14 protein-coding genes and 2 pseudogenes are annotated in these 18,160 nt (G+C 64.1%); 1 reads left to right on the top strand and 15 read right to left on the bottom strand.

Annotation, left to right across the window (positions count from 1 at the left end; all coding sequences use genetic code 11):
* Positions 1-8: 8 nt before the first annotated feature.
* The 6 genes from M1P90_RS17755 to M1P90_RS17730 all read right to left on the bottom strand — a co-directional run bounded on the left by M1P90_RS17755 (position 9) and on the right by M1P90_RS17730 (position 6,244).
* Positions 9-2,540 carry a flippase activity-associated protein Agl23 gene (locus tag M1P90_RS17755; protein WP_483696619.1) on the bottom strand — a complete coding sequence of 844 codons (2,532 nt, stop codon included), beginning with the start codon at positions 2,538-2,540 and terminating at the stop codon, positions 9-11.
* 91 nt (positions 2,541-2,631) lie between these two features.
* Positions 2,632-3,339 carry a Crp/Fnr family transcriptional regulator gene (locus M1P90_RS17750; RefSeq protein WP_483696618.1) on the bottom strand — a complete coding sequence of 236 codons (708 nt, stop codon included), beginning with the start codon at positions 3,337-3,339 and terminating at the stop codon, positions 2,632-2,634.
* 15 nt (positions 3,340-3,354) lie between these two features.
* Positions 3,355-4,200: an alpha/beta hydrolase gene (locus M1P90_RS17745; protein ID WP_483696617.1), complete on the bottom strand. Its 846-nt coding sequence runs from the start codon at positions 4,198-4,200 to the stop codon at positions 3,355-3,357.
* The gene (locus tag M1P90_RS17740; protein WP_483696616.1) at positions 4,170-4,598 is read right to left on the bottom strand and encodes a DUF3054 domain-containing protein; all 429 of its coding nucleotides are present in this window, start codon (positions 4,596-4,598) and stop codon (positions 4,170-4,172) included. Before M1P90_RS17740 ends, M1P90_RS17745 begins: the two co-directional genes overlap by 31 nt.
* A 128-nt stretch (positions 4,599-4,726) precedes the next feature.
* A complete protein-coding gene (locus M1P90_RS17735; RefSeq protein WP_483696615.1) occupies positions 4,727-5,755 on the bottom strand; it encodes a metallophosphoesterase in 1,029 nt (342 codons plus the stop codon).
* A 213-nt stretch (positions 5,756-5,968) separates the two neighbouring features.
* Entirely contained in the window at positions 5,969-6,244 is a 276-nt protein-coding gene (locus M1P90_RS17730; protein WP_483696614.1) for a GlsB/YeaQ/YmgE family stress response membrane protein, read from the bottom strand.
* A 588-nt stretch (positions 6,245-6,832) separates the two neighbouring features.
* Here M1P90_RS17730 and M1P90_RS17725 point away from each other — a divergent pair.
* The gene (locus tag M1P90_RS17725) at positions 6,833-8,323 is read left to right on the top strand and encodes an LCP family protein (protein ID WP_483696613.1); all 1,491 of its coding nucleotides are present in this window, start codon (positions 6,833-6,835) and stop codon (positions 8,321-8,323) included.
* Between the two features lie 56 nt (positions 8,324-8,379).
* Here the strand turns inward: M1P90_RS17725 and M1P90_RS17720 are convergent, their stop codons facing one another.
* The 9 genes and pseudogenes from M1P90_RS17720 to dnaG form a co-directional block, all read right to left on the bottom strand.
* Complete coding sequence (locus M1P90_RS17720; RefSeq protein WP_483696612.1) at positions 8,380-10,044, bottom strand: CHAT domain-containing protein; 1,665 nt, start codon at positions 10,042-10,044, stop codon at positions 8,380-8,382.
* Between the two features lie 109 nt (positions 10,045-10,153).
* Entirely contained in the window at positions 10,154-10,477 is a 324-nt protein-coding gene (locus M1P90_RS17715; RefSeq protein ID WP_483696611.1) for a type II toxin-antitoxin system PemK/MazF family toxin, read from the bottom strand.
* On the bottom strand, positions 10,474-10,707 hold the full coding sequence (locus M1P90_RS17710) for a ribbon-helix-helix domain-containing protein (RefSeq protein ID WP_483696610.1): 234 nt from the start codon (positions 10,705-10,707) through the stop codon (positions 10,474-10,476). Before M1P90_RS17710 ends, M1P90_RS17715 begins: the two co-directional genes overlap by 4 nt.
* 69 nt (positions 10,708-10,776) lie before the next feature.
* Positions 10,777-11,880, bottom strand: a complete 1,104-nt coding sequence (locus M1P90_RS17705) for a cellulase family glycosylhydrolase (RefSeq protein WP_483696609.1) — start codon at positions 11,878-11,880, stop codon at positions 10,777-10,779.
* A gap of 296 nt (positions 11,881-12,176) precedes the next feature.
* The gene (locus M1P90_RS17700) at positions 12,177-13,058 is read right to left on the bottom strand and encodes a DUF1028 domain-containing protein (RefSeq protein WP_483696608.1); all 882 of its coding nucleotides are present in this window, start codon (positions 13,056-13,058) and stop codon (positions 12,177-12,179) included.
* A 58-nt stretch (positions 13,059-13,116) separates the two neighbouring features.
* The gene (locus M1P90_RS17695) at positions 13,117-14,445 is read right to left on the bottom strand and encodes a J domain-containing protein (RefSeq protein WP_483696607.1); all 1,329 of its coding nucleotides are present in this window, start codon (positions 14,443-14,445) and stop codon (positions 13,117-13,119) included.
* Positions 14,446-14,555: 110 nt separating this feature from the next.
* A pseudogene (gene rpoD / locus M1P90_RS17690) lies at positions 14,556-15,305 on the bottom strand (RNA polymerase sigma factor RpoD); the annotation flags it as partial.
* 438 nt (positions 15,306-15,743) lie between these two features.
* A pseudogene (locus tag M1P90_RS17685) lies at positions 15,744-16,070 on the bottom strand (sigma-70 factor domain-containing protein); the annotation flags it as partial.
* Between the two features lie 132 nt (positions 16,071-16,202).
* Positions 16,203-18,107, bottom strand: a complete 1,905-nt coding sequence (dnaG, locus tag M1P90_RS17680) for a DNA primase (RefSeq protein WP_483704594.1) — start codon at positions 18,105-18,107, stop codon at positions 16,203-16,205.
* Between the last annotated feature and the right edge of the window lie 53 nt (positions 18,108-18,160).

The following is an 18,160-nucleotide window of genomic DNA, read 5'->3' as shown; positions in this document are numbered from 1 at the left end:
GAAGAATTTTATTTCTGGATTGTGCCAGTGCCCAGGCCCATTTCGTCGCCAAGCTCAGGCCGCACCGCCACCACAAAATCCGTCGAGCCGAGCGGCGCAGGCAGGCGGCGGAACAGCATGTACTGCCAGAACTCGCTGGCCGTCTTGCCGTCGAGCGGCGTGCGCAGCAGGCGCATCAGCAGCGAGGAGTTGGGCTGCACTTCGGCGGTGGTCCAATCCTGCGGCAGGCGATACAGCTCATACTCGGGGTTCCACCAGCGCAACGGGTAGCGCTGGATGCGGAAGCCTTGCAGCGCCTGTAGATTCTGCGAATTATTGTCGATATTTTCCTGCAGCATCAGCACGGCCATCACGTCGTCGCCGGGCGCGGGCAGGCTGGGCGACTGGCGCTCGGCCTGCTTGAAGTTGCGCATATACCACTGCCAGACGGTTTCGTTGTCGTACCAGATTTTGAGCTTGCCGCTGCGTCGCGTGGCCGCGTCGTCGAGCGCGCGCACCACCCGCGACACGTCGGGCGAGGTTTGCACGAAGATCATCAGCTCGCGCGCATCGTCGCCATAGCGGTAGCTTAGCTGGTAGGCGTTGCGCGTCGCAGCGACCGTGCCAAACAGGGTCAGCGCCAGCGCCAGCGCGCCCACCGCCCAGTGCCAGCCGCGCAGCAGCCCGCCAAACAGCGTCAGCACGCCAACCAGCAGCAGCGCGCCGGGGAAGATATATGGCGCAATCGCTTGCTGGGCCTCGGCCCCGCTGACAATCGCCACCATCAGGAAGAACAAGACGCCGATCACGCCAAACAGCGCCAGGTAGAGCCGTAGCGCGCCATCCCACATGGGCGGCTTAACGGCATGCATGCGCAGCGGCTCCGCGCCGTTGGCGGCATCGTCGGGCTGGAGGGTCAGCGGGAAGGCGCGCCGCTGCCACCAGCGCAGCACGCGCGCAAATGCCCACGCGCCCAGCAGCACCAGCGGCAGCGCAACATGCACCGTCAGCCACGGCATTTTTTCGCCCGCCCACGAGTACAGCGCAAAAGTCGTGAGCGCCCACCAACTCAGCAGCAGCGGCATCGCAATCGACCAGTCGAGCACGCCGGGCGTCCAGGTTGCGCGGCGCAAACGCCGCACTGCCATGCCAACGGTGAAGAGCAGACCCAGCCCACCCCAGAGCAGCAGCAGCGGCTCGTACACAACCAGTTGCACGAGGTAGTAGTAGTTCGGCTGGCTGCCGCGCTGCACGCCATGTTGCGCCAGCCAGTACAGCAGCGAACCGGTTGCGCCGCTGACCACGCCCGAGGGCCGGCCAAAAAACGCGGTGAATAAGAGCGTGTACGGCACCAGAAAGGTTGCCAGCGCCACCCACACCCGCCGATCCTGGCCCAGGCTGGCGGCAACGTCCACAAAATCGTCGCTGTTGGCGCGCGCGCGCTGCCAGGGCGTCAGGCCATCGCGCCCTTTTTGCCGGCCAATCAGCCAGTACAGCGCAGCCATGCCGCCCAGCGCCACCACTATTCCCAGCAGAATGGCGGGGTGGCCGAAGAACTGGCCGAGCTTCACGAAATAGATCGGCAGGTTGTCGTCGTACTGGTTGCGCACGCACAGCGCGTAGTCGTTGTCGGCGGTTGCCAGCGGCGCCCAGCCGAAGATCGGGCCGGGCGTGAACAGCATCGGGTTATCGGGCGGCAAGGGCTGGCCCGCCGTCGGGCAGACATATGGGCCATTCGCGCGGCCTGCGCTTTCACCCGCGCCCGCGAGTGGCTTGCCGGGCAGCACAAACACCAGCGCCACCACCAGCACCCCAACAATCCCGCCAATCACCAGGCCCGGCCGCCACAGCCGCCACAGCAGCACCAGCCCCAGCAGCGAGCCGATGATCGCCATGAAGAGGTAGAAGGTTTCCATGTTGCTGATCATCAGGCCCAGCGCAGCCGCGCCAATGTACAGCCAGCGCGCCTGGCGCGTGCTTGCGTAGCGCACAATGCTGATGATCGTCAGCAGCTCGAACACCACGCTGTACATGTCGTGGCGGATGAAGCGGCTGATATACAGGAACACCGGCGAGATCGCCAGATAGCAGGCAGCCATCAGCGCGGCGCTGCGACCCAGCTCGCGGCGGATTAGGAAAGGCAGCCCCACCAGCGCGGTGCCGAACAGCGCCACGCTCAGCCGCGCCGTAAAATCGCTATCGCCGAACAGAAAGTACATCAGCGCGACGATATGGTAGAGAAACGGGCCATGCAGCAGCGGGTCGTGAATAAAGCCCTGGCCGGTGTAGACCTGCCAGGAATACGCGGCGTGGAGCGTTTCGTCGTGGTGCAGCGAGCGGTCGCCCAGCCCCCACAGCCGAATCAGCAGCGCAAAGATCAGCAGCCCGGCGTAGGCAAGCTGCTCGTAGGTGGGGGCGAAGCGCGCCCGCTGCGCGGCAACAGTCGTGGGCGTTGCGCGCAGCGGCGCGGCTGGTGGGGGTAGTTCAGCAACAGACATGGTGATTGGTGAGTCGCGCGTGGCCGGCGTGGGCGCTGGCCGCCGCATTAGCTGGGGCCGCACAGAAACGGCCTAAATCGGCGCCATTGTACACGATCCGTCGCAAGCGGTGCAAGTGAAAAGTATTACAGCTTTCGGAACAAGCGCTTACGCCCTACGACTTGCCGGCCATCAGCTCGCGCAGGCGCGGCATATTGGTGAGCGAGATGCTGTCTTCTTCCACGCGAATGAGCCCGGCCTCGCGAAATTCGCCAATTGCCTTGGTAACGGTTTCGCGGTACGAGCCGATCATCTCGGCAAGCTGCTGGTGGGTATAGCGCGTCACCAGCGGCGTTTCGTCGCTGGCAGGCTGCTGCGCGAGGTTGATCAGCACAGTTGCGAGTCGCTGCGGCACGCTTTTGAAGGCAATATCGGCCAGGCGTTGCTCCAGCGCGCGCAGCCGCTGGCTGATAATCGTCATGAAGCGCAGCGCCAGCGCCGGGTTGCTGTTCAGAATGCGCCGCATCTCGTCGCGCGGGATGGCGCCGACCGTGCACTCGCTCATCGATTCGGCAAAGCTGTCGTGCACCCAGTCGGCGTTCAGCGCCATTTCGCCAAAGATCGCGTGCGGCTCAAGGATCAGCAGCGTCAGCGCGCGACCCTCGGGCGAGAGCTTGTAGATGCGTACCCGCCCGCTGCGCAGAATGAACAGGCGGTCGCCGCCTTCTTCGGGCGCATAGAAAATATGCCCCGACGGAAAGGTTTCGCTGGTAATGCGCGCTTCGAGCCGGGCGTGCTCGGCGGCGGGCAGATCGCTCCACAATGACTCGTCGGCGAAGGTATAGGCAGCAAGTGGCGATAGCGGGGTGGACGGTTCGCTCACGCGGGTGCTCCGGCGTTACTGGGTGAAACCAGGATCATCGCTATTTCTTTCCGTGGCCGGCCCCAGCAGCGCGGCCAGCGCATCCGCAAGCGTTGCGCGCCAGGCGGCATGGTCGTGCTTGCCGTCGGTTTCGGCATAGCGCACCGGGTAGCCTTTGGCCAGCAGCACGTCGCGCATGTGCCGGCTGGCGATCAGCTGGTTGGGCCGGATGCGCGCGCGCGCCTCGCCGCGGCCAACGCTCAGGTAAAAGCGCAATGGCAGGCGCGGGCTGGCTACAAACTGGCGCGTCAACCATTCGTGCTCGGCTTCGCCGGGTGGCCGCCACCAGAACGAGCCCGACTGCGCCAGCACCTGGCCGAACAGCTCGGGCGCGCGAAACGCGGCAAAGGCCGCCGCCAGCCCGCCATAGCTCGATCCGCCAATGGTCGCGGGCGCGGCACTCACGTTCCAGCGTGCGCGCACCCACGGCAGCAGCTCGCCCGCCAGAAACTCCACCGTGGGCGCGTAGCACGGCAGCTCGCGGTCGCGCGTGTCTTCATCCAGGCTGTCGATCAGCACGGCCAGTGTGGGCGCGATGCGTCCGTTCGCCAGCAGCGCGTCGAGCGTGGCGGGCGCAGGGATGGCTTGCAGGTAAGCAGCGCCATCGAACAGGAACAGCAGCTGCGCAGGCGGGCCGGCTTCGCTGTAGCCCGGCGGCGCGTATACCCAGATCGCCCGCTCGTTGCCCAGCGCAGCGCTCCGAATGCGCGATGGCGCGATCTGGCCGGCTGGCACGTCTGGCCGGCTGGCTCGCCTGCGCTTGCCGGCTGCTGCCCGCGCCATCGCTGGCCCTAGCGGCTGCGCACGCGGCCGGCCAGCCACGCAAAGGTTCCGCGCCAGCCCAGCAGCACAATCAGATTGGTAATGAATGTGACAATCGCAAAGGCTGGCTGCACGCTTTTCTGCCGCACCAGCGACCACAGCAGGAGCCCGATTGGCAGGGCAATCAGCCAGGCCAGCGCCGAGCGCGCCAGCGTGCGTTTCGGCTGTGTCGCCACGTCGGCGCGAAACGCGCCCAGCCACGGCGCAACGGCAAACCAGCCGGCCGCGAAGGGCGTGGCAATCGTTAGGATTTCGCCAATGCGCCCAAGCCCGGTTAGCTCGCCGTGGCTCAGCAGACCAATTGCCGTAACAATATTAAACGCAATGTAATCGCCGGCCACCAGCGTGCCGATCTGGCGAAGATCGGGTGCGGCCTGCGTGCGGTCAGTCAGCGCCATGTGCGCCTCCTTGTGGTGTACGTGTAATGCGGTGCAGTATACCATACACGCGCTTGAGAAGCGGCGCGCAAAAGAAACAGCGCCAGCCGAAGCCAGCGCCGTTCTTGGAGATCTATTGGTGGGGTCATCTAGCCGCCGCGCCGCAGGGTGAAAATCGTTGCTTCGGGCCGGCACAGCCAGCGCAGCGGCGCGCCGCCCAGCCCGCGCGACACATACACCTGCATGTTGCCGACGGTGTAGTGCCCCATCACATAGCGTGCGCCATAGCGCGGGTGTGTGTACGCGCCAAGCTGCGGCAGGCGCAGGTGGCCGCCGTGCGAGTGGCCCGAAAGCTGCAGCGCAAAGCCGTGGCCCAGCGCATTGTCGGCCAGGTCGGGCGCGTGCGCAAGCAGGATGCTGAACGCGCCGGCCGGAATGCCAGCGCTGGCCGCCACAAAATCGGGCCGGCCGTCGAACACATCGTCAACGCCCGCCAGCCAGAAATCGGCGCCACGCCACGACATGCGCAGGTTCTGGTTCATCAGCAGCGGGATGCCCGCCAGCGCCAGCGCGCCCTGAACATCGCCCAGCCCTTCCCAGTAATCGTGGTTGCCCGGCACGGCATACACGCCCAGCGGGGCGCGCAAATCGCGCAGCAGCGGCGTGATCAGCGGCACGCCGGCTTTGAGGCCAGCCAGGTCGCCCGTCACCGCGATCAGGTCGGGCTGCGCACGCTGCATTTCGCCCACCGCCCAGCGCAGATTTTCGGCGGTGTAGCGCAGGCCCAGGTGTGTGTCGGTGATCTGCCCGATGCGCAGGCCATCCAGCGCGGGCGGCAGCGTTGGGAAGCGCAGCGTGACCTGCTCGAGCGTTGGGTGCGAGGGCTCCCAGACTTTGGAGTAGATCGCGCCAGCCAGGCCGAGCGCGCCCATGCCAGCGGCGGCGCGGCGGCCAGCCACTTTCAGCGCCAGCGCGCCCACGCCAGCGGCGGCGGCGCCCACGCCCAGCCAGGCCGGGTTGTTCACCAGCCGCGCCGGGTCGAGCGGGTGCCGCTCAGGTCGCTCGGTGGTCAGCCGCCCGAGCCCGCCCGAAAGCTCATCAATGGTGGTAAACGTTGTTTCCCGCTCAGTGACGAGGTCGAGCTGCGGGGTGTAGTGTTGTGGTTCGATGGTTGCCATATGCTCGGCTCCTTGCCGCTAAACAAAGCAAACGCGCCCTCTGTTCGAGCGGCGCCTTTGTCGCAGGGGTAGTATAGAAAATGAAGATGACAAAGAAATGAGCAAAACGGGCGAAAACGTATAACAAACTGCAAGAACTCTGCTACACAGCCACGTAAAACGCGCGGAGGCAATAAAGCCCCCGCGCGTCGTTCGTGAAATTGCGTAATTCGGTTAACGAACCGAGCCGCGGCGGAACAGGTTGATGATGCCCAGCAGCACAACCGCGCCGATGAACGAAACAACCAGCGCGCCCAGGCTGAAGTCGCTGTTGTTGATGTTCGAGCCGCCCGCGCCAAACAGGTTGAACAGGAAGCCGCCCAGGAACGCACCCACGATACCGACAACGATGTTGAGCAGGGCACCCTGCTGCGCGTCCGTCCGCATCACGATGCTCGCCAACCAGCCCACCAGCGCGCCGAACAGCAGCCACAGAATGAAGTTGATCATGGTATTCCTCTCCTATTGAGTGTATCAGTTTGCCATTGGCGCTTTGCCGCCGGCAGCTTGTAATGAGTTCACACTGAACTGGTAATGCAACTCGCGTGCCACGGTTTTCGTTCCCTGCCGCGCCAGCTGTTCGCTTGTCAGTGTGCGTATGCCACAGTGAAAGCAAACTGCGTGCCACGAGTGTGTTTGCAGGTTTGAAGGTTTGCATGTTGCAGGTTGCGAGCGACGAAGGACGACCGACCGCGAAATATTCCACCGCAAAGCGCGCAAAGGGCGCGAAGAATTTAAAAGTTTGAATGTTACAGGTTCGCAGGTTGCGAGCGACGAAGGACGAAGGACGAACGACAAGAAAGATGAAACACAGAGGCACGGAGGCACGGAGATTTTGAAGGTCGCAGGTTTGCAGGTTGCGGGTTTGCAAACCAAATCCCAAAACCCCAGACCCTAAACCCTCACGTGGTTCTGCGCTCACCCCGTTGCCCCTTCACATCACCCGCTCTCAGCAGCGTTGCAGCCGCCTGTCACCGGGGCGGGCGGGGGCTGTGCTATACTGCGCGCAGACCACTGGCACGCCAGAAAGTGATGATCATGAGCGACCCTCAGCGCCCGCGCCGCCCGGTGCCGCGCCCTCAGTATGAACTGCCCAACGACGAAGCATATACCGGCGAAACCATCCCGATGCCGCGCGGCGCGCCGCCGGGCGAGCCTCCCATCGCCCCACGACCGCGCCGCCTGCCCGCAAACGAACCGCCGCCCGCGCCACCGCGCCGCGCCCTGCGCCGCCCGCGCCGCTCACCCGGCAAAATCATTCTGCGCGTGCTGCTCGGCCTCCTGGCGCTCCTGCTGGTGCTGGCAGTGATCTTCTACCTGCGCATTCGCTCCGCCGCCGGGCAGATTGTGGTGAGCGATGCGCGCCCGAACGCGCCGCTGGTGGCCCCTCTGGTCAGCGGCACCAACATCCTGCTGGTTGGCGTCGATGAGCGGCCCGACCACCCCGAAGAAGGCGTGCGCAGCGACACCCTGATCGTCGTGCATCTCGACCCGAACGGGCGCTGGGCCAGCCTGCTTTCCATCCCGCGCGACACTCGCGCGACCATTCGCGACCTGGGCGAAACCAAGATCAATGTCGCCTATGGGCAGGGCTATGCCGCCGCCGAGCAGTATTTCGGCCCCGGCACCACGCCGCAGCAGGGCGGTATGTCGCTGGCCGCGCAAACAGTAGAGCAATTCCTGCAATTGCGCCAGCGTGGCCAGCAGATCGACGCCGTCGCCCAGATCAATTTTGATGGCTTTGCCCGCCTGATTGATGCGCTCGGCGGCGTGACGATCGACGTGCCGCGCGCGATTGTGGACGACGAATACCCCACGCCCGATTTCGGCATTACGCGGGTGGAGTTTCAGCCCGGTGTGCAGGAAATGGATGGCCAGCGCGCGCTGATCTATGCGCGCACGCGCCACGCCGACAGCGATTTTGGGCGCGCCGAGCGCCAGCAGCAGGTGATGCAGGCGATTGTGGCGAAGATCCGCGCGCGAGGCACGCTTGGGCAGCTTTTGTTTGCGCCCACGCTGCTTGGCAGCCTCGAAGGCGCAGTGAAAACAACACTGCCGATTGCGCGGCTGGATGTGCTGGCTGGCCTGGGCTGGGTCGCCAGCGGCATCAGCCCCGACGCCATCGGGCAGGTGCGGCTTAGCCCCGAGTCGGCGCCGAACTACCGCGAAGAAGGTTCCGACCTGATCTGGGACCCCAACGACGTGCAGAAGGTGGTCGATTCATTTCTCACGCGCCCAAGCGAGGCCAGCGAATCGGCCACGGTGCAGGTGCTGAACGCCACCGAGACGGGTGGGCTGGCCGGGCGCATTTCGCTGGAGCTCGAGCAGGCTGGCTTCACGATGATCCCGGCGGGCAATGCGGCGGCCAGTGGCGTGGCGAAAACCGTCGTATACAACGTGAATAACAAGCCGCGCACGGCACAGCGCGTGGCCAGCCAGCTTCACGCAACCGTGCAGCAGGGCGCTCCCCCCGGCGAGGAAGTTGGGGCCGATATTGTGGTGGTGCTGGGCGAAGATGTGGTGAAGTGAGAAATAGTGCGTAGGACGTAGTGCGTAGAAACCTATGGCTACGCATTACGTCCTATTTAGCTGTCGCGACGCTTTTTGAGGTCGGCAATCTCGGCCTGGAGCGCGTCGATCTTTTGCTGCACCTGCGCGCGCCCACGGTCGCTGGGCTGGATGCGGAACAGCGCCTGCTGCTTTTCAAGCTCGCGCTGGCGCACTGCCAGGGTTTCCTCAACCACGATTGCGCGCATGTCGGCCAGGTCGGCGGCGAGCGCGGCGTCGCTGGCGCGGCCGGGTTGCGCCGCCCGCCGTTCGAGCTGGGCGAGCCGATCTTGCCGCACAACTAGCAGATCCACAGCTTTCGCATCGAGTTCTTTTTTGCTATCTTCCAGCTCGACCATATCGCCAGTGGTGAGCTGGCCCCTGGCTTTTTTTAGCTGCAAAATCCTCAGCTTCTGGCGCAGCACCGCCACTTCCCCGCCGAGAGCGTCAGCCTGCTCATGGTAACTGGCATCTTCGGCCTGCTCGCGGCTGCTGGGCTGCGGCGCACCGCCCGCGCTCACACTAATCGGCGAGTTGCTCAGCGCATTGTTGTTCCCAATATTGATGTTGATGCCGCCCGCCTGATTGTTGGTTGGCGGCTGTGTGGTGTTGGCGGGCGCGCTTGTTGGGGCGGGCGTTTCTCCAGGCAGGAAGAGCTGCGCGTCGGGCGCGCGCGAGTACACGGTGGGAATGCCCCAGTCGGGGTTGCGCAGGCGCGATACGCGCTGCACGGCTTTGCGCCCACGCATTACGCAGCTGTCAAGCGGCTCGCCTGCCGCGAGTGCGCGATAGAAATCGCGGGCAAACGGCCTGGTATTTTCCTGCGGCGAGCCAAACTGCATGGCAATCACCACGCCGATATTGGCAAGCATCAGCGACGGCGCGATGCTGCGGTAGGGGCGGGTGGTGAGCTGGGCGCTGTTACAAGCATCAAGAATGATCACCTGCAGTTTGCTGTCGTTCAGCATCACCCGCAGGTCGCGCGCGCCGAAATCGGCCGCCTCGCCATCAGTATCCTCGAACACCAGCATGCCGCTGCTGCCGTCGCTGTTCAGCTTGCCATGCCCAATGAAATGCCACAGATGGAAGCCTTCGCGCAGCCGCGCTTCCAGCCGGTCGATGGTCAGGTGCTCTTCTACCACGACCTCAATCGCGCCGGACTGCTCGAATTCTCCCAGAGTCAAACGTACCTGCTCAAGCTCGCGCGTAACGTCGAACGTGGGTTCGGTGACAGCGGCAGACAGCAGCAGCCTGAGCGGGCGCGGCGTTTTGATCGTCGGAGGAGCCGTGAAGCGCGGCAGGTAGCGCACGATTGGCGTGTCATACAGTACCAGCGGCTGCTCCTCGTCGTCGCACAAAAACTCCCAGGGGAGCCCGGCCACCTCGGGCAGCTGGCGCGGGTCGATATTGAAACGCAGCCGCAAGCCCTGGTCGTTCTTCAGCGCCGAGCGGGCGGCGGTATAGGCGTCGCGGATTTGCCCCTGGAATAAGGCAGCAAAGAGCTGGCGCCCAAGCGCGATAAGCAAATCCTCGTCGGTATCCAGTGCCTGCAAGCGCGCATACCGCGCGGCGTAGGCAGGGTCGCTGGCTGGCGACACAAAATCGCCCAGCGCGTCGCCCTGTAGCAGCGGGCAATTCACTGCAACGCTGTAGCGCCCCTGGGCCGGCGGAAAGAACTGCAGATCAAACAGGATGTATTCCATGATGCTCTCGCTCTATACGTCTGCGCTGCCTGTATCCTACAAGGACATGCGGCGTTTGTGAAGAGGTTATAAGTGGGAGTTTGTGAGAATAGGCCGTGCCGAGTTGCTCTTACTCAAGCGTATCAAAGCCAAGCGCAAAACTGATCGCTTCTCGCAGTTCTTGCATTTTCTCGGGCGCAAGGTGTGTAATATACCCGCCGAGCTTTGATTTTGCGATTGTTTGAAGATTATCGCAATTTGCCGCACATTCCGCCAGTAAACCATCGGTTTCTGACAAAACGACCTCCGAAGGAATAGCGCGTATGGTTGTGGTAATCGGTGCAATTGTCACTGCAGTGAGGTAGGGAAGCGCCGAATCACGCGTCAGAATGATCACGGGCCGCCGCTTATCGGGCTCTTTGAAGGTGTACCAGTACACATCACCCTGATTCATTCCTCGCCCCACGATTGCTCAGCTTCCCAGATATCGAATTCACCGGGCGCGATCGGGTGCTGGGCATAGCCTTTGGCGTGCTGTTGCTCTTTTTCGAGCATCGCGTGATGGCGCAGTGCGAGCTGGAGGGCGGAACGAATAAAGGCCGAACGGGTGGTCTGGAGCGCTGCCGTGAGGTGATCGACTTCAGCAAGCAGGTCGTCGTCGATTGTCATTTGAATCGTCTTCATGGCACACCTCGCAATGTGGATAGTTATCCACAGTATAATCCACATACTTTGCGAGATCAACCAAATATTCTAGCGTGTGAACAGGTCGCCGGGCAGCGTGGTATAGTCGGTCTGGAATGGCCAGAGGATCACGCCATTCGCGCTGGTGTCGCGCACGACTTGCAGGCTGGCCTGTAAATCGCGGGCGAGCGCGGCGGTGTCACGGGTCGCGCCGTCGCCGGTGGGGAAGCCAAGCTCGCTGACGACGATTGGCTTGCCGAGCTGCAAGGCGTGGAGTTCGTCAATCGCGCGCTGCAAGTCGGCCGGGAAGCCTTGGCCATAGTACCAGTGCGCGGCATAGCGCCCGCTGTCGTAGGGGTCGTTATCGTAGTAGTGGAACGAGAAGAAATCAACCACATCGGCCAGGCGCAGGTCGGCCTTTTCGGGGCGGAAGTAGTTCTTGCCAAAGCCCAGGCTCACGGTTGTGAGGTGCGCAGGGTCGAGGCGCTTGACCTCGTCGTGAATGGCCTTGATGAAGTGCAATCGCTCGTTCGCCAGCGGGAAGCAGAGCGGGAAGTCGGCATTGTCCCAATCCCAGCAGCGCTGATCGACCGGCCCGCCCAGATCGATTTCGTTGAACAGATCCCAGCCGAGCAGGCCGGGTTTGCCGGCCAGGTGCTGCACAAGCGGGCGAACATGCAGCTCAATCGCGCCCGCCACATCTTCCGCCCGAAAGCGATCTTGCGGGTATTTCGCCAGCAGCACCGGCAGCACATAGATGTCGCGCCTGGTGGCCTCGGTCAGAAAGGTGTCGAGGTGGGCGAGCGCCGCGTCCATCGAGTAGTTCGGGTCGGCTGCGCGTGCGCCGCCAAACACATAGTAGTTGAGGAAAATGCGCACCGTATTCACGCCCTGCGCCCGCAGGCGGTCGAGGTCGGCGTTGATTGGCGACTGATCCCAGGGGCAGCTGGCGTCGGCACCGAACTGCAGGGCCGCGCAGTCGGGCAGGCGCGCGGTGCTGGGGTGAATGTAGTTCAGGCCGCGTACTTCAAAGGCCCGCCCGCCCACCAGCAGTTGATTCTTTGCAGCCGTGGGCGTGGGGAGCGGGCCGGCGGGCGTTTGCGCGCCACAGGCCACCAGCAGCGCGAGCAGGAACAGCCAGCATGCGAACCGTGACGTGCGTTTCCTGCTCAACCAATGCTCCTGCGTGAATGTATGCGAACAGGCGTATGCGATCGCCCTGGCGTCAAACTGCGAATCTGCGAACAGGCGTATGCGATCGCCCTGGCGTCATCCTGCCAACCTGCGAACAGGCGTATGCGATCGCCCTGGCGTCAACCTGCGAACCTGCGAACAGGCGTATGCGATACGCCCCGGCGTCAACCTGCGAACAGGCGTATGCGATACGCCCCGGCGTCAACCTGCGAACAGGCGTATGCGATACGCCCCGGCGTCAACCTGCCAACCTGCCAACCTGCAACCTGCAAACCCTACTGCCCCACGTTCAGCTTTTCGCGCATATAAGCCAGCACCTGCGGGTCGATCTTGTCGGGGCTGATCAGGCGCTCTTCGAGGTTTTCCACGCCGCCATACTGCTCCAGCGCCGTGCGCGTCGCCGTGTCGAGCTGGCCGGTGGGCGGGCCGTGGAAGAAACCGGCGCGCGCCAGCAGGGTCTGCAGCTCGTTCGCCAGCGTGGCATCGATTGGCAGGAGATCGTCTTCGCGCGGCGGGGTCAGGTAGAAGCGGTGCAGCTTCAGCAGACGCGCCAGCTCGTTCACCGGCGTGGGGTGGTCGTCGGCGCGCAGGTCGATGTAGCGGTCGAGCGTGCCGCCGTAGGAGCCACCCGCCCGCGCCACGTAGAGCGCGGCGCTTTGCCGCCCGCGCCGGTCGCCGCCAGCGGCATCGCCAGCCGCCAGCGCTGCCAGCAGGCGCTCGGCCAGCTCGCCATCGGCGTTGGCGAAGGTGTGCGCGATGGCATCAACCACCTCTGGCCCGGCCAGGATGTTGCCCTGCGCCGCGAAGCCCGCGCCAACCCTGTGCCCAGCCCAGTCGAAACAGGCCGCGCCGGTGTGAGCAGCTGCGCGGCCCTGCGCATCGACCAGCCCAACCTGGCGCTGCTCGCGGTCGGGGTCGTCGGCCAGCAGCGCGGCGAGCGCGGCGTCTGCCGGCTGACCTTCCGCCATCAGCGCCAGGCCGCGCGGCCCAAAGCCAATGTTGGCCAGCGCCTGCGTAGCAACCGCGCCCGCACCAGCCTGCGCCCAGGGCACCACCGAGCCAACCGCCAGGAACTTCGAGGCCACAGCGACGCCCAGGTCGCCATTCGCGGGGTCGCGCGCGACGATCGAGAAGGTCGCAATAATTCGGGTGCTCATGCTGCCGCTCCCTCGCTGCGTGCTTCTGGCGAAGCATCATACCACAGGTTATACGGCGCTATTCGAGGGTACGGATGGCGAGGTTATCGAAGAAGGCTTCCGAGTCGCTGTCGCGCGCCAGCACCAGCAGGCCGTAGCGGTCGGTGTCAGGCGGCTCGGTTGCAGTCACATCGGCAAGGAGCTGGTCGTTGACATAAACCTGCAGGCTTGGGCCGCGCAGCCGCGCCACCAGTCGGTTGATCGCGTCGGGGCCGGCGTTGATTGCGGCGCTTTGCCCGCCAGCCAGCACGCTCGTGCGGCCGCGCCGCACTTGTTCGACACGGTAGCTCGTTTGCGCGGGGTTGAGCACGACACTCACATAGTTATTGGCGTCCAGAAAGCGCAGGATCAGGCCGCCTTCGCCGCTGGTGACCTGCATATCGATGCCGATGCTGGCGTCGGCCTGCGGCGCGGCGCGGTAGCTCCAGATCGGGCCGCTGCCGGCACTGCCCTGCACGTGGTAGCGCCCGCCCCGGTAGCCAACTTCCCAGGCCGCGCCGCTCAGCGTTGCCCAGCCCGGCCCGCCAAACGAGTCGGAAACCAGCACCTGCCCAACTTCGGCGGCAGCGGTTGGCAGGGCTGTGGGCGCGGCAGTAGCCGGCTCGGCGGTTGGGGGCGCGGCAGTCGGCGGCGGCTCGGTCGCTGGCGGTTCGGTTGCTGGCGGTTCGGTTGCCTGAGCAAGAGTCGGCTGTGGCGCGGCGGTTGGCTCGGGAGCGGCGGTTGGCGCAGCGACGGCAGTTGCGCCAGCGGCAATCGGGGCTGCGGTGCTGGTGGCCAGGCGCGCAGTGCTGGGCGTGCGCCCGACGCCGAGCGCCCAGCCCAGGGCTGCAACCACAAGCACGCCGCCTGCAATGCTGCCGCCAATCAGCAGCGGGCTGAGCTTGCGCGACGGGCGCTCGGCGCGGCGGTTGAGCTGCTCTTCGGTTTGCGCCAGCAGCTCGGCGCTGTTGCGGTAGAAGGGATTGATCTGCTGGAGCTGCCGCAGCGCGCCAACCGCCTGCAGCAAACGGCCGGCGCTCAGGTGCGCCAGCGCCTGGGCATACAGCTCGGCCTGGTGGTCGCGCTGCTGCGGCGGGGCGGTTGGGCGCGGGGCGCGGCCGTTGCGGTCGGGCGATTGCCCGCGATTGTAGGCATTCCGTGCCGCAAGGTCGCCGAGAACGCTATACGCCTCCGTGAGGCGCTGGCTGCGCTCGCTGGCGTAGGCTTGCTGGTCGGCTTGGGCGTTCACAAACCGATCGGGGTGGTATTTCGAAATTTCTCGCCGGTAGGCGCGCTTGATCTCTTCGAAGGACGACGTGCGCGAAACACCGAGCAGTTCGTAGTAGTCGAGGTTCTCGAAATCCGACACAAAATACTCCGCCAGAATTCAGGAGACAGAAGCCAGAAGCAAGAATAGCCCATCACTCTACAGTATACGCATATTTTGGGCTATTCTGAATCCTGACTTCTCAATTCTGACTACTCAAGATAGTCGCGTAGTTTTTTGCCCAGGCGCGGGTGGCGCAGCTTGCGCAGGGCTTTCACTTCGATCTGGCGGATGCGCTCGCGGGTGACGCCGAATTCCTTGCCCACTTCTTCCAGCGTGCGGCTGTGGCCGTCTTCCAGGCCAAAGCGCAGCTGCAGCACGCGCCGCTCGCGCTCGGTGAGCTGGTTGAGCACCTGCTCGACCTGTTCGCGCAGCATCTGGTGGCTGGCCGCGTCGGAAGGCGCAAGCACCTTCGAGTCTTCGATGAAGTCGCCCAGCTGGCTGTCTTCTTCCTGGCCCACCGGCGTTTCCAGCGACACCGGCTCGAGCGAGGTTTTGCGGATGGAGCGCACCTTCTCGACCGGCATGCCCATCACCTTGCCCAGCTCGTCGTCGGTTGGGTCGCGCCCCAGCTCCTGCAGCATGCGCCGGCTTTCGCGCATCAGGCGGTTGATCGTTTCGACCATGTGCACCGGGATGCGGATGGTGCGCGCCTGGTCGGCAATTGCGCGGGTGATCGCCTGGCGGATCCACCAGGTGGCGTACGTGCTGAACTTAAAGCCCTTGCGGTAGTCGAACTTTTCGACGGCGCGGATCAGGCCGACATTGCCTTCCTGAATGAGATCGAGCAGCTGCAGGCCGCGCCCAATGTACTTTTTCGCCACCGATACGACCAGACGTAGGTTCGCTTCGGTCAGGTATTTGCGCGCCATCTCGCCCGAGTCGATCGCGGCCTGCCACTCGCGCCAGATCTGGTCGCGCTGGGCGGTGAACGACGCTATCACGTCTTCGACTGTGGGCCACTCGCCGCCCTCGAGCAGGCGCTGCTGAATGTCTTTCGGCAGCAGGCCGTGGATGACCATGCCGTGCGCAATCGACTGATCGTACTGCTCGGCGGTGATGCCGCGGCGCTTGGTGATTTCGAGGCGGCGACGCTCGTAGTTCTGGCGCAGCTCAAAGTTCAGCTTGTCCTGCAGGCTCAGAATGTCGCGCACCATGCCATAGGTCACTGGGTCGGGCGCAGGGTTTTCGGCCACCGCGTAGAGCAGATGAATGCCTTCTTCGACCACGGGCCAGTTTTTCTGGAAGCGACCATACATGATCGCGCCGATCTCAGGCACCGCCGCAGCTTTCCAGTCGGGGCCGTACTGCACTTTGTAGGTGTTGATATACTCGCCCACCTCGATGCGCTGCGCCAGGTCGGTTTCCTGCCGGCCCGTCAGCAGCGGCACGCGGCCGATCTCGCGCAGGTACATGCGCACGGTATCGTTCACGCTGATGCCATCGACGTTCAGGCCGTCCTCAAGATCGGCTTCTTCGTCGAACATGCCCTCGACCTCGGCACCGCCAGCGATCATTTCGTCGCGGGTGCCGATGCCAGCCTGCGCCAGCGCGCGCTGGATCTCTTCCAGCTTGTCGATGTCGGTTTCGGGGTTGGGCACCAGCTGCAGAATTTCGCCCTCGGTGACAAAGCCACGCTGCTTGCCGTGGGCGATCAGCTCTTGCATGCTGGTGATTGTATTTGTTTCTTCTTCAGGTTCCTGCGGGCGCGTGGTTTCGGGTTCTTCCGGCCCCAGGTCTTCGAAGGAGGTATCGTCGTCGATCATAGCGTCCTTGTATTTTTCCATAGCAGCGCTCCCTTACACCGCGCGCAAATTGTGAAGATCATCGTAGGCCGAACTGCGTTTGGGGACACTGATTGCGTCGATGTATTCAATAATCTGCGCCAGGCGCTCGTAGGCGGCGAGCTGCTCGTCCTCGCTGGTGGCGGCGACGGCCTGATGCTTGGCCTGGTTCTTCCAACGGCGTGCCAGATCGAGTTGCAGCATTCTAGCACATTCCAGCGCATCGTTCACAAGGCGGTAGGCCTGTGGCTGCGGCAGCTCCAGCGCCAGCACGCGCCGCGCATGGTCGCGCAGGCTGTCGTCGAGCGTTTCGACCCACGCCTGTGGATCGGTGCCGGTGGGCTGCTCGTGCCAGGCCTGCCAGATGGCGCGGTTTTCGATGCGCGCGAACAGTTCAAGCAGCGAACCCTGGATGAACTCTCCGACGAACGAGAATGGTAAAAGGTCACGGCGGATCTTCTCTTGTACCGCTGTGCAAACCGAAGGGTAACGCAGCAGCCAGCCCAGCATATGGTCTTCCTGGCTGGGGGCGCTGCTCGTCAGCCCGACGATTGCCTTGGCCGGGGCGGCTTTGCGCTCGGGGCGCGGCAGCCCCTGCCGAATAATATGATCCTCTACTTGTACTAAACGCGCGATCTGCTGAATATGGTGTGCTTGTTCGACCGGATTTACAACCTGGGCCAGCAATGGCCCGAGCCGGTTGACGGCTTCGGCTTTGCCGCGCGCGCTGTTCAGGTCGAGGTCGGCGGTCAGCGCGTCGATATAGAAGTCCATGGCTGGGCGGGCGGCCGCCACCAGCGCGCGCCACTGCTCGGGGTCGGCGCCAATCACCTCGTCGGGGTCTTTGCCATCGGGCATGGCGATGATGCGCACCTCGGCGTCGACATCACGCTCCCAGCGAATGTAGCCCTGCGGCGTTGGCACGGGTACTTCGTGGCCGTCGAGATTGTCGCGCAGCGTCTGCAAGCCCTTCAGCGTGGCGCGCACGCCGGCCGCGTCGGCATCGAGCGCGAGGTAGACGTGTTTGGCCTGCAATTTTTTGACGACTCCAACATGCTCGCTGGTGAGCGCGGTGCCGAGTGGCGCGACGACATTGCGGAAGCCGTACTGGTGCGCAATAATGACATCGACATAGCCTTCAACGATCACAATTGCCTGCGATGCGCGAATCGCCTCGCGCCCGAGATCGAGCCCGTACAGCACGCGGCTCTTGTCGAACAGTGGCGTCTGCGGCGAGTTCAGGTATTTCGGCTGGGCGTCGCCAAGCGCGCGGCCACCAAAGGCGATGATCTCGCCCTTGACGTTGCGGATTGGGAACATCAGCCGCCCGCGAAAGCGATCATAGTAGCCGCCCTGGTCGCGCTTGATCGCCAGCCCGGCCGCCTCGATTTCTTCCGGCTCGAAGCCCTTGCGGTCGGTCAGGTAGCCCAGCAGCGCGCTCCACTCGTCGGGGCTGTAGCCAAGCTGAAAGGCTTCCTGCGTTTCGGCGTCGATGGCGCGCTTGGCGACATAGGCGCGCGCTGCCTCGCCACGCGGCGATTTTTGCAGCATGTGCTGGAAGAAGGTGGCCGCGGCGGCGTTGATCTCCAGCATGCGCGTGAGCTGATGTTCCTGCTGGGTTTCTTCCTCGGTGCGGTCGTGGAGCTGCACGCCGGCACGCTGGGCCAGCTGCTCAAGCGCGCCACGAAAATCGAGCCCTTCGCGCTGCATCAGGAAGTCGAACACCGTGCCCGAGGCTTTGCAGCCAAAGCAGTGGTAGCTCTGCGTTTCGGGAAAGACGTAGAACGCCGGCGACTTGGTGTTCGGGTGGAAGGGGCAGAAGCCCACAAAGTTCCGGCCCGACTTGCGCAGGTTCACGTAGCCCGAAATGAAATCGACAACGTCGATGCGCTCTTTGATTGTGTCGATGACTGTTGACATATTGATTTACGATTTATGATTTACGATTTACGATTAGCAACTCATCACTGGCG

Source organism: Kouleothrix sp. 19917 (assembly GCF_057073505.1).
This window is presented reverse-complemented; position numbering and strand designations above follow the sequence as displayed.